Annotated in this window: 15 protein-coding genes and 1 tRNA gene; 9 read left to right on the top strand and 7 right to left on the bottom strand. The window is 42.6% G+C overall.

The window, feature by feature from the left end:
• The first annotated feature begins 524 nt into the window (after nucleotides 1-524).
• Both SWOL_RS11775 and SWOL_RS11770 read left to right on the top strand, forming a co-directional pair.
• Nucleotides 525-2,681 carry a ribonucleoside triphosphate reductase gene (locus SWOL_RS11775; RefSeq protein ID WP_011641648.1) on the top strand — a complete coding sequence of 719 codons (2,157 nt, stop codon included), beginning with the start codon at nucleotides 525-527 and terminating at the stop codon, nucleotides 2,679-2,681.
• Nucleotides 2,682-2,723: 42 nt separating this feature from the next.
• Entirely contained in the window at nucleotides 2,724-3,488 is a 765-nt protein-coding gene (locus tag SWOL_RS11770; RefSeq protein ID WP_011641647.1) for an anaerobic ribonucleoside-triphosphate reductase activating protein, read from the top strand.
• Between the two features lie 73 nt (nucleotides 3,489-3,561).
• Here SWOL_RS11770 and SWOL_RS11765 read toward each other — a convergent pair whose 3' ends face one another.
• Nucleotides 3,562-4,305 carry a carbohydrate deacetylase gene (locus SWOL_RS11765; protein WP_011641646.1) on the bottom strand — a complete coding sequence of 248 codons (744 nt, stop codon included), beginning with the start codon at nucleotides 4,303-4,305 and terminating at the stop codon, nucleotides 3,562-3,564.
• A 383-nt stretch (nucleotides 4,306-4,688) separates the two neighbouring features.
• On the opposite strand from SWOL_RS11765, the gene SWOL_RS11760 reads away from it, so the two are divergent.
• The 6 genes from SWOL_RS11760 to SWOL_RS15105 all read left to right on the top strand — a co-directional run bounded on the left by SWOL_RS11760 (nucleotide 4,689) and on the right by SWOL_RS15105 (nucleotide 8,756).
• Complete coding sequence (locus SWOL_RS11760; RefSeq protein ID WP_011641645.1) at nucleotides 4,689-4,967, top strand: hypothetical protein; 279 nt, start codon at nucleotides 4,689-4,691, stop codon at nucleotides 4,965-4,967.
• A 226-nt stretch (nucleotides 4,968-5,193) separates the two neighbouring features.
• A complete protein-coding gene (locus SWOL_RS11755; RefSeq protein WP_041427580.1) occupies nucleotides 5,194-5,376 on the top strand; it encodes a hypothetical protein in 183 nt (60 codons plus the stop codon).
• A gap of 108 nt (nucleotides 5,377-5,484) precedes the next feature.
• Nucleotides 5,485-5,559: transfer RNA gene (locus tag SWOL_RS11750), tRNA-Thr, on the top strand.
• 444 nt (nucleotides 5,560-6,003) lie between these two features.
• Nucleotides 6,004-7,629 carry a toll/interleukin-1 receptor domain-containing protein gene (locus tag SWOL_RS13780; protein WP_011641644.1) on the top strand — a complete coding sequence of 542 codons (1,626 nt, stop codon included), beginning with the start codon at nucleotides 6,004-6,006 and terminating at the stop codon, nucleotides 7,627-7,629.
• Nucleotides 7,630-7,703: 74 nt separating this feature from the next.
• The gene (locus SWOL_RS11735; RefSeq protein WP_011641643.1) at nucleotides 7,704-8,525 is read left to right on the top strand and encodes a hypothetical protein; all 822 of its coding nucleotides are present in this window, start codon (nucleotides 7,704-7,706) and stop codon (nucleotides 8,523-8,525) included.
• 99 nt (nucleotides 8,526-8,624) lie between these two features.
• Complete coding sequence (locus SWOL_RS15105; RefSeq protein WP_278078268.1) at nucleotides 8,625-8,756, top strand: hypothetical protein; 132 nt, start codon at nucleotides 8,625-8,627, stop codon at nucleotides 8,754-8,756.
• Nucleotides 8,757-8,831: 75 nt separating this feature from the next.
• Here SWOL_RS15105 and SWOL_RS11730 read toward each other — a convergent pair whose 3' ends face one another.
• The 6 genes from SWOL_RS11730 to radC all read right to left on the bottom strand — a co-directional run bounded on the left by SWOL_RS11730 (nucleotide 8,832) and on the right by radC (nucleotide 13,905).
• Entirely contained in the window at nucleotides 8,832-10,010 is a 1,179-nt protein-coding gene (locus SWOL_RS11730; protein ID WP_011641642.1) for a tyrosine-type recombinase/integrase, read from the bottom strand.
• Complete coding sequence (locus tag SWOL_RS11725) at nucleotides 10,010-10,258, bottom strand: helix-turn-helix domain-containing protein (RefSeq protein ID WP_041427578.1); 249 nt, start codon at nucleotides 10,256-10,258, stop codon at nucleotides 10,010-10,012. Before SWOL_RS11725 ends, SWOL_RS11730 begins: the two co-directional genes overlap by 1 nt.
• 133 nt (nucleotides 10,259-10,391) lie before the next feature.
• Nucleotides 10,392-11,183 (bottom strand): M48 family metallopeptidase, encoded by a 792-nt coding sequence (locus SWOL_RS11720; protein WP_011641640.1) that lies wholly within the window; start codon nucleotides 11,181-11,183, stop codon nucleotides 10,392-10,394.
• A gap of 76 nt (nucleotides 11,184-11,259) precedes the next feature.
• Nucleotides 11,260-12,066, bottom strand: coding sequence for a hypothetical protein (locus SWOL_RS13775; protein ID WP_011641639.1), 807 nt, complete (start codon nucleotides 12,064-12,066; stop codon nucleotides 11,260-11,262).
• Between the two features lie 17 nt (nucleotides 12,067-12,083).
• Complete coding sequence (locus tag SWOL_RS11710; protein ID WP_011641638.1) at nucleotides 12,084-13,016, bottom strand: YqaJ viral recombinase family nuclease; 933 nt, start codon at nucleotides 13,014-13,016, stop codon at nucleotides 12,084-12,086.
• Between the two features lie 268 nt (nucleotides 13,017-13,284).
• Nucleotides 13,285-13,905 carry a RadC family protein gene (gene radC / locus SWOL_RS11705; RefSeq protein WP_011641637.1) on the bottom strand — a complete coding sequence of 207 codons (621 nt, stop codon included), beginning with the start codon at nucleotides 13,903-13,905 and terminating at the stop codon, nucleotides 13,285-13,287.
• Nucleotides 13,906-14,051: 146 nt separating this feature from the next.
• On the opposite strand from radC, the gene SWOL_RS11700 reads away from it, so the two are divergent.
• Nucleotides 14,052-15,299, top strand: a complete 1,248-nt coding sequence (locus SWOL_RS11700; protein ID WP_011641636.1) for a hypothetical protein — start codon at nucleotides 14,052-14,054, stop codon at nucleotides 15,297-15,299.
• Nucleotides 15,300-15,467 lie beyond the last annotated feature (168 nt).

Genomic DNA, 15,467 nt, shown 5'->3' with positions numbered 1-15,467 from the left:
TTGCCGGGTATCGATAAAGGACATAAGCCTTTAATGGAAGCATCCGTTAACATGGATGTTAGGATAGTATGGCAATATGCAGGCAGCAATACGATTCTATTATATAATGTTGATCGCCATGATCGTGCTTTACCTTAAAAGCAAATTATTAAAACCTATCCTTATTGAACCCTCCATGCAGGTATCTATTTCTTAATATCCATTCCGACTGCGTGTCCCACCTTTGGACTGGTAGGTCTTGTCTCTTAGGCCAGCAGGGAAGTATGGGAGCAGGCTTCGCCAGCGCTTTGTATATTTATGCAACCCTTATGCAAGAAGAGGGGGTTTTGCAGTAGAGTCAAATTTTGAGCAATACGATAAAATACTCTGATTGGGCAAAATATAAAGGCATAAATAATGCAGATTCTCTTAAGGGGGACTTGTCCTGTTTGACCAGCGGGGTATAATAATTATACTTAATATAGTGGTGTAAGACCGTATACACCACTATATATTGTGGTTAGCAAAAAGGAGGATTCGCATTCATGGATATCAGCAAGATTAAGAAAAGAGATGGCCGCATAGTTCCCTTTGAAAAAGAGAAGATTACCAAAGCTATCTGGAAAGCGGCCCAGGCGGTGGGCGGCAAGGATTATCAGACGGCTTTGGATTTAACCGATAAGGTAGTAGAGATTGCCCAGTATGTTGATGATGATGAGATAGCCACCGTTGAGGGTATTCAAGATCTGGTAGAACGGGTTCTGGTCAAGAACGGCAACTACAAAACCGCCAAAGCTTACATACTTTATCGCAAGCAGCATGAAGACATGCGTGAAACCAACCAGCTGTTGTTCAACAACAAGATTATCGCCGATTACCTGGGGCGTAACGACTGGCGAATCAAGGAAAACTCCAATATGACTTACTCGTTGCAGGGTATGAATTTTCATATATCTTCGCTGATTGTTTCCCAGTACTGGCTTAATCAGATATACCCGCCCGAAATCAGGCAGGCCCAGGCTTCAGGTGATTTTCACATTCACGACCTGGGGATTCTCGGGGTCTATTGTGTGGGCTGGGATATCCGCGACCTTCTGCTGGAAGGTTTCAAAGGGGTGCGCGGCAAGGTGGCCAGCGGCCCGGCCAAACATTTCCGCTCTATTCTGGGACAGATTGTCAACTTCTTCTTTACCCTGCAGGGTGAGGCGGCCGGAGCTCAGGCCTTTTCCAACTTTGATACCCTCCTGGCCCCCTTTATCCACTATGATAATCTGGACTACCGCCAGGTCAAGCAAGGCTTGCAGGAATTCGTTTTCAATATGAATGTTCCCACCCGGGTAGGCTTTCAGACTCCATTTACCAATGTTACCTTGGACCTCAAGGTGCCCGAGTTCATGAAAAATGAACCGGTGGTAATCGGTGGGCGCTATATGGACGCCACCTACGGTGATTTCCAGGCGGAAATGGACATGTTTAACCAGGCTTTTGCTGAAGTTATGATGGAGGGGGATGTGGAAGAGCGGGTATTTACCTTCCCCATTCCCACTTACAATATAAGTGAAGATTTTGATTGGGATAATCCCAACTATTATAAAATCTGGGAAATGACCGCGAAATATGGCATTCCCTATTTCTCCAATTTTATCGGCTCTGACATGAACCCGGAAGATGCCCGCAGCATGTGCTGCCGCCTGCGCCTGGACAACCGGGAACTCCGGAAGAGAGGCGGCGGGCTTTTCGGGGCTAATCCCCTGACCGGTTCCATCGGTGTGGTTACCATCAACATGAGCCGCCTGGGGTATTTGGCCCAGGATAAGGAAGACTTTTACCAGCGTCTGAGCACCCTTATGGATATGGCCCATAACAGCCTGGAAATCAAGCGCAAGATTCTGGAGAACCTTACCGAATCAGGACTTTACCCTTATTCCCAGTTTTACCTGCGTAATGTCAAGGAAGCCATGGGACAGTACTGGAAAAACCATTTTTCCACCATCGGTTTAATTGCTATGAATGAAGCCTGCCTTAATTTCCTAGGTTCTGATATCGCCAGCGAAGAAGGAATGGCCTTTGCCCAGGAAGTTATGGACTTTATGCGGCAAAGACTGCTGACCTACCAGGAGGAAACCGGCAATATATACAATCTGGAAGCAACTCCGGCTGAAGGGGTGAGCTATGGAATCGCCCGCAAGGATAAGGAGGCCTATCCCAATATCATTGTGGCTAATGAAGCCGATTACCGGAGAGGAGCAGAGCCCTACTATACCAATTCCACCCAGTTGCCGGTCAATTACACCGATGATTTGTTCAAGGCCTTGAGCCTGCAGGATCAGCTGCAAACCCGCTATACCGGCGGTACCGTCTTCCATATTTTCCTGGGCGAATCAGTGCCTTCCATCGATTCTACGCGCAAACTGGTAAAGAAAGTCTGCGAGCAGTTCCGGCTGCCTTACTTTACCCTTTCGCCTACATTCAGCATTTGCCCCAGCCACGGCTATATCAGCGGCAAGAACTATAATTGCCCCATCTGTGCCGCCGAGGGCAAGGAGACCGCCTGCGAAGTCTATTCCCGGGTAGTGGGTTACTTAAGGCCGATTGACCAGTGGAATGCGGGCAAGCAGGCCGAGTTCCAGAGCAGAAAGATGTTTGATCGGGCCGTGGATAAGGAAAAGGAAATCCAGCGCCCGGAAGTTGTCAGCGGATAAACAAAACACCTATGGATAAAGGTTAAAGGGGCGGCTTGCCTGATGAAATATGCTGGTCTTATCAAACAAAGCCTGGTGGATTACCCGGGTGAAATCGCCGCCGTGCTTTTCACCCGGGGCTGCAATTTTCGTTGTCCCTTCTGCCATAATGTCCATTTGCTGGCAGAGGAAAAAAGAGAGCCGGGAGCGGAAAGCAGCCTGCAAGCCGGGGGTGAAAAAGATAATAATGGGGATGGGAAAACATATGATATTGAATCCATACTGGAGTTTCTGCGGGAAAGAAAAGGCTTCCTGGATGCAGTAGTCATAAGCGGTGGGGAACCCACCCTGCACCCGGAATTGGCCCAGGATTTACGACGGATTAAGGAAATAGGCTACCTCATAAAGCTGGACAGCAATGGCAGCAACCCGGAGCTGCTGGCTTATCTTTTACAGGAAAAACTGCTGGATTATGTGGCCATGGATATAAAGGCCCCGCTGGACTTCAAAAAATACCTGCAGGCCAGTGGCCGCTTGAGCTCCCGGCAGTTTTTCAACATCCGCAACTCTATCAATCTCTTGCAAAATGCCCGGATTGCAGTGGAATTCCGTACTACAGTAGTGCCACTGCTGCACAGCCCCGAAGACATCCGCAGTATTGCCCAGTACATTGAGGGCGCCCGCCTCTATTCCCTGCAGCAATTCAACCCGACCTGCACCCTCGCTCCTTCCTATGAAGCGATAGTACCTTTCAGCCCGGAGGAAATGCAGGAAATAGCCGAGCTCTGCCAGCCCTATGTGAAGATGGTACGGGTGGTCAATATTTAACCAGGAGCCCCTGTGCTACAAAGGCCATATGCCAGGTAAAAAACCTAGCAGATATAGGCAGATAGCAAATAGCTTAGCGAAACTTGATTTGCCCGTAATGGACGAGATTTATATCCAGTTGCTTAATCAGTAGAAGCAAATCAGAATCAGCAAACACCCTGAGCTCCTCTTCCCGAACCAGGGTCCAGGAGGAAAGAGCGATTAAAGTATCATCAACATAACCGGGGTGGCACATTAATTCTGTAAGTCCAGGACGCAAAGACTCGAGATTCTTACGTAGCCGTTCTTTCCCATTCCCATCGAAGTAGGTATCTAATAAGCTATAATCAGCAGCAGGTGGACGCCGCAGGTTCAATATAGGCTCTCCCGGAATCCGGCGCAGGGGGAGTTTTTTCCTTTGACACAACTTCACCAGCGGGCGAAAAACCGAATAGTAGCGCTGGACAAATTGATGCGAATCAATATGAGTGGGTCTTATTCCGGCGAGCACCAGCCGGCGCCATTGTGCTTCCAGCTCCAGTTCCACCTCTTTCTCGTTCCAATTATCTGCCTGTTGAGAAAAGTACCCCTTTTGGTTGACCAGGGAAGCTACCTGCCTGGCCGGGCAGATAGGAGTACCGTAGCCTAGATTAAAGTGCAGGCCTACTCCCAAAGCCGGGCATTGACGAGCCAGGTCTACCGCTTCTTCGAATCCAGGCATATTAACCATGAGCGTAGCACTGAAAACTACTTCCGCCTGGTGAAGCTCCCCAATAGCCCGATTTACTCCGGGGGATAAGCCGAAATCATCAGCATTTATAATGAGATACTTCTTCATCCGGTCCAGCTCCTTCAATCATACATATTCAATCATATTATATGTTTAAACTAGACGCAAAGCGCTCATCGCTTCAATCTTATCTAATTTGTTCACCCGTGGACAGCTTATTACAGCAGGCTTGCAGTTTGAGAATTATATATATCAGCATCTCAAGTTCATTGATCTTGATGGAAGGCTTGTCCTTGACTTACAATAAGGATATGTAGGTAGTAAAACACGGACCTTCTTTTCCAAATCAGGACTTTTCGCCCTTGATAGAGGGCAGTATTTATGATTATATAAATGTGTTCCACTGTGTAGTTTTACAAAGTTGACGAGGGAGAAAATGTTTATCAACAAAGCTGGAGAGGAAGCCCGCCAGGGTTAAAGGGGGTTAGAAAATGCACCTTAGTAAATTTGACCGCATTAACGGTGTTCTGGATGAGGAACAGGTGGAAAATTGGGTGGCCGAATATTTTCATAGTCTCTTAAATATTTTTAATGCCTTCTTTTGCAAGCTGGAGGTAGAAGAAGCGGTAAGCCGTATGAGTGCCATACCTTTTGAAAAATTGGTTTTAGAACAATTAGCCGAAGAAGATGAAGAGGTTCAGGAACTAGCCCGGTGCGAAATCCGCCAACTGGCTGAAATCGAATTGGAATTCATGCGGGCCTACTTATAACGAGGCGAAATATGTTTCCTGCTTCTTTTAAAGTGACTGGGTTCCTATTAACAAAACAGGCGGCGGGTTCTTCCCCGCCTTGTTGCAGCGCTGTGCTGAAACTGCTCCGCAGTTTCTTCTGATGCTTAAAGACACTTAAAAGACCGAAAAACACAATGGGAAGGTTTGGTTAATAGAGCAATTTGGCCAGCTTATATGCCATAAAATTTTGGAGGAGAACTCGCTAATGGAAAAGTGTACTATATGTAGTAAAAGTTTCCCCGAAGCCATCTTGAGGAAGATGGTACAGATTATTGACCGAAAGGCTTATTTGAACAAAACATGTCCCTCTTGCCAGACCATTGTTGCTAACAATCCCAGTTATTACTACCTGGTGGAGAGTAAAAGCCAGGGGGCAGACAAGGATTAACCTGGGAATAAATAATCAATGCAATTGTGCTGCAGGTTCGTGGCCTGGTTCTCCTCACGCTTGACGGGACCCGCTGGTCCTGCTATTATCTATGTGTTAATAAATTATGCCGATGTGGCTCAGTGGCAGAGCAGCTGATTCGTAATCAGCAGGTCGCCGGTTCAAATCCGGCCATCGGCTCCAAAAGAAACAAGGTCCCTCTGAGATTAGAGGGGCTTTTGATTTTTCTGTATCGCAATTCATTTACGGAAGATGACACATTTCCGACACATCTATGTAAAATACCAGGTACTATAACGGTTGGTAGAAAATATCCTCCGGGTAGAGGTTGCAACAGGCAAGATAGTACTAGCGAAAAGGCCATTTGGATCAGAGGATGTAATGCGATTACAACTAAGCTAGCACATATTGTAATCTATATTTATCTCACCTTTCGAATGGTACAAGAATAGGGCTTTGTCATATATCATGGAGGGAAACATCCCCAAATAGAGAAATTCTTTATAAAGGTTCGCTATTAGACACTGCATAAGACCTTAGGGTAAATAAGGAGAATATAAATTAAACCAGCTCAATTATTTGGGGTGTGTCTCAGTCGAACGGAATAATTTTTGGGGGTAGTTTTATTTGGTATCAAGGAGTATTAAAGCAATAATAACTCAGAAATTTAGTATTGAGTATGCCAAAATAAGTGAAGACACTCAAAGATCAATAAATCAAATAACTGAGTATTATGCCTCAAATGGTTTATATAAGAGTGGAGCCCTAGTAACAAAATATACCGAGATTTTTTCTCAGGGGGCAAGTAGAACGATTGATGCTCGGCTAAAAATCGAGAAAGACATAAGAACACTAGCAAAAAAACCATTTTCGGGATCGGAGAACCGGGAACTAAATAGTTTTTTACTTTCTTTGGTAGATAGTTTTGAACAGCAGTGCGGGGAAAAAGTAAAGCGCCTAAGCAAGCACAACACCCATTGGCGTTTCCACTTTAATTTATTGAAAAACCAAATACCTGTAACAGTAAGTATGTTGCAAGCTGAACTGGACATTTTAGGGGGGCAGATAATGAGGAGTAATGTTGAACAGGGCAATGAATGGGATTTTTTTATCTCCCACGCATCCGAAGATAAGGAGTCTATAGCCAAACCATTAGCAGAGGCACTGATTCAAGAAGGATATAAGGTTTGGTACGATGAGTTTTCATTAACTTGGGGTGATCGCCTAAGAGAATCTATTGACAACGGGCTTTCGAAATCAAGGTTCGGGATTGTTATTTTAAGCAACAATTTCTTTTCAAAAGACTGGCCAATAAATGAATTAGAAGGCCTTTGGGCAAGGGAAAGTCTTGGCAGAAAGGTAATTCTTCCAATTTGGCATGATATTTCGAAAGAAGAAATAGTGAAATATTCGCCAATGTTGGTAGGCAAGCTTGCAATCGAGTCATCTGAGGGTATTCCCTATATATTGGACCAGGTTAAAAGGATGTTAAATAAAGATGTGACAACAACTACCAACCTTAATAAGGCTAGCCAACCCCCAATCCAATTAATTGCCTTTGCTGAAAATGATATGTTTGAGTCCGGATGGAAAGAAGCCGAAGCCTACAAACAAGTTATTATGTATCCCACCAACCCAATTAACCCCGTACCTGTTCAAAACCTAAGAGGAATTGTCGATAATAATACGATACGATTACGGGGGTGGGGTGGAACAACTTATCCGCATGATTCGTATGATACAAAATTTTTACGCCGTAGTGACGGAATTGCTTCTATAGATGATGCAGAACGGTTTTATGCAGACTGGTATTTTAGGTATTGGTACATAAATAACCAACTTCAGTTTTTTCAAAGGAGCCACTTTGATGAAGACCAAGATAAAGATATACCGCCGGGGTCCATGGATATGATATGGCTTTTAATGGATATTGCTCGCCCTATTATGTTTGCAAAAAATCTAATTATAAGTGATTTAGGAGTAACTAAATTTAGCCTTGATTTAGTATGGAGTGGAATGGGACAAAGAAAATTGATTCTTTTAAACAGAAATCGAGCCCCATTTTCCCAAAAGTATATATGCAATGAGGAGATAATTAGGCAAAGTATATCAATTGACGAGACGACCGTGCTTCTTGATTGTAGTTTATCGATTGTTGGGAATATCTTTTGGCTTTTCGGTTGGGAAAAATTTAATTACCAACAAGTTACTAAAGATTTGGAAGCATTTCTTAGCGGGAATTTCCCCGATTAAGTTAGTATATTCTTAACCAGGATAGCTTCGAAGGTTGTTTCAAATAAATATGTCTTATAATGGAGGCGTTCCTGTTGCTTACTATTGAAGAATACATCGCTAAAAGAAAAAGGGAAGATAGATTGAACGAGTATGACCTTAATCAGCGCCTCGATAATATGAAAACTTGTGTTAATTATGTCTTTGAATACTTTAACAACTATTTAGATATTACAGAATATGAGGAGAAGACGGTATTAAAAGACCAAAAGCTGGATAAATACAGGCATCAACTTCGAGATTATAATTCTGAGGTCAGGGAGTGGTTGGTAGACATATATGATGAATATGGTAGACACATGAATAGAAATATAGGAGCTATATTAAAAGACGATGAGTTCTTTTTACTATACGATTCCGATAGTGAATACCGGAGTTTGTCTTATGATTGCTATTCAAAGTTAATTAAGAAGTATCCGTTTTTACGGGACCAGACTGAAATGCTTTTCAGGTTTATCAAAGACTATCACTATGTTCAAAGCCAACGTAAGAGAGAAATTCCCTTTATATCGCAGGAATTGAACAACTGGGTTGATAATACGTGGACCAGGTATAGTGTGAGCGTTACAAATTTTGCTTTCGATTGGGCTTATCGCTTTTCCGAAGCTGAAGATACTTGGCCTAAAACGCATAGGAAACCAAGCCAATATTCTTGGCAGAAATATGAGTATGACTATAAACAGAAAAGCAACTTGTTTAATCTGGACTCGTTATACCGAAAAATGCCGAGGAAATCATTTACTAAAGGAAAAAAGCAAGAGTTTGAAATACTTATGATGTATTTTTGGCTTCACGATATGGCCGGTGATGATGAAGGATACTGGGAAGAGTATTTAAAGAATGTATGCCCGATATAAAGATCACGTAGCTTTAAGCAACTAACACATCCGTTGTTTTTGGTAGCCGTATAGCTGCCGCAGTTAACATTTACGAGAAGTATTATGGAGGAAATACCAATGCCTGTAAAAACTCAAGCATTGATTAAGGCTATTATTAAGTCTGCATATGATTCACGTGAGCCAGCAAAACATGCAAAGCCTCCTAAAACACCAGGCCTTTATGAGAGCATTATGTGCTTCAGAGGCTAAGGATAATAAGGAGAATTAAGTAACTATTTAATTGCAAATCGAAACTATAATTACAAAGGAAAAAGGCCCCATATCTCAGGGGCCTAAGGAATAATAGGTGGAATTTTTGCCGGAAAACAGGTTTTCCAAAACATCTGCAGCTACCTGCTGGATTCCTGGTGTAACATGACTATATATATCACCGGTCGTAGCAATGCTTTCATGACCGAGCCGGTCCTGGATTACCTTTAGGTTAATATTTTGACTAAGCAGTATGGTGGCATGAGTATGGCGAAGGTCATGAAACCTAACACCATTGGGAATCTTATCGTCCGAAGCCACCAGCTTTGCCCATTGCTTACCGATCCATTCTGGATCATATGGCTTTCCATCCTCCCAGGCGCAAACAAAGCCACGGCAATCATATCCTTCACCCAATATCTCTCGATAGCAATCTTGCCTTTCTTTTTCTTTCTTTAGTACCACAACTACCTGTTCCGGTACCGGAATAGATCTCCGACTTTTCTTTGTTTTTGGTTCTTTCAATTCCAATCTATTCTCTTGACGCTGTAAGGCATTGGTAACACTAAGAGTCCTATTATCGAAGTCTACGTTTTGCCATCTTAGTGCTGCGATCTCAGCTTCACGCATGCCGGTCATTAGTGCCAGAAACACTGGGAGGTAAATCTGTTCTTCTGAATATCGGGCGATAAGATATCTGGCTTGCTCAACTGATAGTACCTTAATGTCTGGCCGGTTCTTTCGGGGTGGTTGCACTTTGGCTACTGGATTTTGCTTTAAATAATCTTGGTTTACTGCATGCTTTAGAGCCTGATGTAAGATACGATGATGGTAAAGCACAGTAGTTGGGGAAAGACCAGCACCACCTTCTGTCCGAGACTTGCTCATCAAAGCGTAATAATCCGCTATGTGAGCTGCTTTAAGGTTATTCAGTTTATGCCTGCCAAGATGCGGAATAATATGATTATTAATTGTACTAGTATAACTCCTTATTGTTTTAGGTTGAAGGTTGGTCGGTGTACAGTAAGCATTAATCCATTTATCCAGGTATTGCTTAATAGTGATGTTTCCCAGGTCAGAATAGCTGCCACTTTCTATCTCACCAAGGATTCTCTGAAGGTATTTGTTCGCCTCCCTTTTTGTCCCGGTGAAACGCTTTTTATGTTGTCTACGCTCTCCTGTACGTGGATCTGAACTATCATATCGTAATACCCATTCATTTTTCTGATCTTTATAGGGCTTTATACTTGCCATTATAAACCTCCTGAATACTCCTGTGATTTTGTTATAGGCTTCTGATCAATCGCAAGGGGTTGAATATTCATTTCCTTTAGCCATTTGATCAGAGTAACTTTATTAATTACATACTGTCCACGGACTTTTATCATTGGCAGCTCACCTGCATTTATCATTTTCAGTATCTTATACTTACTAAAACCTGTAATACGTCGAACATCATTAAAGTTCAGCAGTATCGGCCATTTATCAATACTTGTAGCCATGGCTGCGATTACCCTCCTTTTTCTTTTGACCAAAGCACCCGCTACTAAAACAGATTGATTAATGTAGTTGGCAATTGAATTATATCGGCTTTAGCTGGGTGTATAACATGACGGATATATAAGCACAAGATTTTTAACAGATAACCAGGATTTTTGTTAATACAGCGTTTACCTCAGCTAATAAATGCATAAGCTTTATGAGTGTTTTTTGCTTGTCCTGACCGCCGTATGCTTTGATGTATTCCCATCCCTGCCAAAGGTAGCCTTCATAACCGTATATCTCACAGAGTATGCATGCGCACATTTCGGCTATGATCTCCTGGTTTGAATGCTGCCCAGGTTTTAAGGGCTTAATAGTGTTGTGGACCTGATGAGCTAACTCATGGAAGAAAACATCGACATCGTAACTATGCAGGGTAATAGTACCGTTCGTAGAGCATGACCCTAGCGCTGGACCTTCCAAGGCGGCGTACTTCACCATTCCAAAATGTTGAGCTACATCATATAGGGGTGGAAATTGAGGGGGATTATAATCGACAGATGGAAGAGGTTCACCATCAGTATCTTCAAATCGGAACACAGGTACGGCCCTAAAACCTGTTAATATGCTACGCTCTCCCTTATATTCCTGACCACTTTCGTCTAGTATGGTCGCCATCACCTTACGAATCCTGGGAGCCAATATATAAATGGCTTTGCTACCAGGCTTTACGTTACGCTTAACCTCTTGCCATTGTTTAAAGCCTCGGGCATCTTCTGTTCCTGATATTAATATTAACAGCTGATTACCTAGACTCCAGTGTAAACACGGTTTGTCATCACCCGCCTTACGACTTATAAAGGTTCTGGCAGCTGCTTCCGGAAATTCACCACTTGCAAAAATGCTTAGTAGTTTTTCAGTGGCATCGGCTAGTTTATCAATCATTATTTATTCTCCTTTCCCCAGCACAAAACAGGCAGGAGTAGATAAGTCACTCCTGCCTGCTCTGGCTTTTGTGTTTTTACTGAAGGGATAACAGATGCTGAATTAGTGCAGAGGCTTGATTTTTAGAAAGTCTGGTAGTGTGGTTTACGCGAAACATATCCTGAATAAGAGCCTGTAGCTGATGGGGAGTCATTCCAATTGCCTCTGCTAATGCTTGCACCTTCCTTAGCTGTGGCTGAGTAATATTGGCAACGGATAAAGAGTCTGGTTTAACTCCTCGTACAGTTTTTGTTGCTTGGGGTTGAGGGGATCTGACCCAACTCTCTGAGATATCCAAATCCTCAACATCCTGGGTAAATAGACCGGAGGAACGAGTAGCAGAAAGTACTGCGTCAATCAAAGCTCGCTTCTTGGCCATTTTTAATACAGTATTGACTGTATTGTAGGGGTCCTGGCTGCGGTACCTTTTCTCTTTGCTGTTGCAGCAGCCAATACCCTCAGCCTCAATTAACTGATTACGCTTATTAATAAGGCTTACCTTAACTTCATAATTGAATAGGCCGTTTTCCCAGTTTTCTGTGCGATTTAAGATCTCTACTTGCTTGGAGAAACCGAAAATATCAGTAAGTTTTTCTGCTCCCGGCTTAAACAAACTAGGCTTTGAGACACCGGGTACAATACCATAGTCCTGACCGGGTATCATCATCTCTTTCACGAACTCCTGCAAGAGTTCTAACCGCTGTTTGGCTTCAGGCAGGCTGATTGCAAAGGAAGGTACTGTATCATTAGACTGTTCTGGTTCAATGGATACAAGGGGAATGATGGAAGAATTTTCAGGTGTTATTGATACAACCTGTTCCTTTAGTCTTTCTTGCAGTTTCATACTAAATCACCACCATTCTATTTAATTTGAAAGCGCCGGTAGGAGCTGTATTTCAGGTAACGGGCATAAACATCAGGTTCTTCTGTTCGTAACAGCTTGCTGTCGAAGCGCTTGGTTTTAATCTCCTGCCAGGTAATCCGGCGGTTTTGAACTACACCACATTCATTTTCACCCAGCATATTTTTTAACTCGTTGACCGCCGTATCTTTTAATAGGGCTGCCTTTTCCTCCTGCTCCTTGGCCAATTCATAGGCTTCAATCAGATCAAGGGCTTCCGCCGGCAGCTCTATTTGTTGCTTTTTACCATGAGGATACAGCCTGTTTAATAACTCTGTAGTTGCCCGTGATCCATCTATAGGGGGCGGGGTATTGGTTTGCACTAAACGCCAAAAGTGGGCTTCGAGTTGGATAATAAGGTCAATTATTGATTCATCTCTCTCCAAATATAACCACTTAAATCGGTTGCCGCCTATCAGTACAGCCACGCAGGCGAAAGGGAGGCCAGTAACAGCTAGATAATGCTGTACCTGAATAGCATATTCATCAGGTAGACTATCACCCCATTCGCTGCTCGCATAAAGACCAGCTGTCTTAGCTTCGAAAATACCCTGGCCTCGGTTTGGATCCTGTACAACTCCATCCAGGTTTGCCAGCATAAAGGTAAACCGTCTGTGCTTAAGCATGGAGTTTATGGTTGTTACTTTCATTCCTGTCCGAATTGTAAACTCCTCACGGATAATAGGTTCCATAATTTGACCCCAATAAGCAGCTTCCCCCGCCTTTTCAGGTTCCAGCTGCCCAGTCTTTTCGAGCCAAACATCCATAGGAGAGCGCCATCGACTCAGCCCACATATCGCCGCAGCATCACTACCTCCTATACCTTGCTTTCTCATTAAAAGCCACTCATTTTGGCTAAGGTTATTTGTATTTTCAAGTACAACTGCCTGCATATCCTTTCTCCTTTCATTTAAGCAAATTATTTTAAGTTGTCCGTAGTTACGCAGAACCATCCTTAAATACACTCTGGGTATGGTTCTTAAGCAGATGATCAACAACAATTTTCGTCATAGATAAAAGCGCAAGTTTAGCCAACCGGCTGAGAACCTCAATCGGCTTACCATTAAGTATTGAATTCGTGGCAATCACCTCCAGGGATGAATGTAAAGGTTTAATAAGATGGGAAGGTTAAGTATGGGGAGTAGGCATAAATATGAGGGTTTAGAATAATCCTGATGTTTTAAGACTATTCCAGCTACCATCGCCAATAATGATGTGATCCAGTACTTCTATCCCAAGGAGCTGACCACACTCGGATAAGCGCTTAGTAATCTCGATATCTTCACGTGATGGGGTTGGATCTCCAGAAGGGTGATTATGGACTAGGATTACAGAAGCAGCGTTCTTTCTAATAGCGGGTTTGAATACTTCCCGAGGATGAACCATACTGCTGGTCAAGGTTCCAATACTTATAGTCTCGACGGACAGGATACCGTTTTTGCGGTTTAGCAGGATGGCTTTGAAATGTTCCCGATCCAAGTAACGCATCTGAGCCTGTACTAAATCAGATACATCCATGGGACCCTTTATAATAGTTTTTCCCTTGGGTGGTGCTTGATAAAGTCTCCGTCCGAGTTCCACAGTGGCCTTTAACTGCAAAGCCTTCTTTTTACCTACTCCCTGAATATTCGTTAGCTCTTCGACAGTACTGTTAATAAGTTGTTCAGGATGTTCCATGAGATTATTCAGGTTGCTTGCTACGGGGCTGTCTGGTCTTTCTCGCAATGTCAACGATAGCAATTCCAGGTTGGAAAGATATTGAAGATTATCATAGTTGGTCAATTTAATTACCTCCTTTCTGATAGTTAACTACCGAACTGACATTATATACTGATCACCTCCTAGTGTTACTTGTTCTCTTATACCCTAATTTAGATTAAGGGGATGATGAATATGCTACAATGTTCTTGAAAAAGGAGTAAACAGAAATGGATTTACAAGGACTGGAAAATATTAAGTTAATAACCCGATCTGACTCTGGACCACCGTATATACAGAAGTTGGTTATAAAAGAGATTGATGGTAACTATGAGATCGACACTCAGCACCAGGCAGATGAAACTTCACTACCACCTAGCCGCTTATTGGATTATGACCAGATGATAATTGTGTCTGATATGTTGGTTAAGCTTACTGAAGAGAGGGTATCACGATTATTATATTCGTTTGATTGCAAAGCAATTGGTCATGAAGAAGCTTTAGCGGCGATTCGCAATAAGCACGAACTTCCTGACCATCCCTTGACACTGTTTAAGTCGTTGGCAACAGAAAAGAATGAGCTACTAATTGATAACTTCCTTGATAATAGTCCTGAATTAACGGTTGATGTTATTAATTTCTTTTCCCAAATTCTCGGTATTCAATTAAATCAATACTATGATGAAGAATACCTCTCTGCAGCAATTTATGTTCTTTTCGGAAGTAACATTGTGGATTATCATTGGGAGTTAGCCGAGTTTATGCTTTCGAGGGTACTTAGCATTATTAGTGGTACCACAAGTGAAGTGACTTCAAGGTATGTAGCAGCATTTGATCAGCGCATTACTCCACTCATTCAGCGAAATTTAAGTGATGATCCGCAGGGATTCTATAAACGGTTGCAATACTTGGAGGAATACAGGGAGATAACGAGCGATATAGTAATAGATTTAACTCCGAAGGCTTATCTACTACAAATCATTGATAATAATGGCAACTTATCAGAGTATGTAGAACTTACAAAGGCTCTGGACCGGATAACCTTTGAGGAGTATTTAAAGTTATTCGATACGGGACTTCAACTTGAACAAGAATATGAATCTGAGATTGTGGATACCGATCATCTTCCTGGTATTCAGCAAATGGCAGGTGAATTGGATGACCGGTTATGGCTGAGGTTACCAATGGGGAAGATGGGGACTCGAAAAATAAGAGAAACATTTCAGTCATTCAATGCAATCAGGACAAATAAATGGGGGAAACGATTTATATCTAAACCTAATAAAATAGATGAACTCTATAAGATAGCTATGATTGAGTACTGTGGGCTGTTTGGCTTAATTAAGCGAACAGCAAAAGAAATCGTTGAAGATCCAGCACTGATTAACGGAGCTCTTGATGAAAACGGCCTTGCCCAAATAAAGCGTAGAAGACTGAACGATGTAAAAATAGACAGAATCCAATTTAGCCTTTTTTAACAGGTATGAATATAAATTTAGTCTAAAGCACCCTGACATTTTAGGGTTTTTTTGCGTGCTTTTATATTCGTCATTTTTATCTGAATAAGGATCATTCATAATAGTCCTCAGAAGGCCTTCAGTTATAAATCACCGCTGTAACAAGGGTAGACGTAGACAGACCAAAAA

The organism is Syntrophomonas wolfei subsp. wolfei str. Goettingen G311 (assembly GCF_000014725.1).
Taxonomy (GTDB): domain Bacteria; phylum Bacillota; class Syntrophomonadia; order Syntrophomonadales; family Syntrophomonadaceae; genus Syntrophomonas; species Syntrophomonas wolfei.
This window is presented reverse-complemented; position numbering and strand designations above follow the sequence as displayed.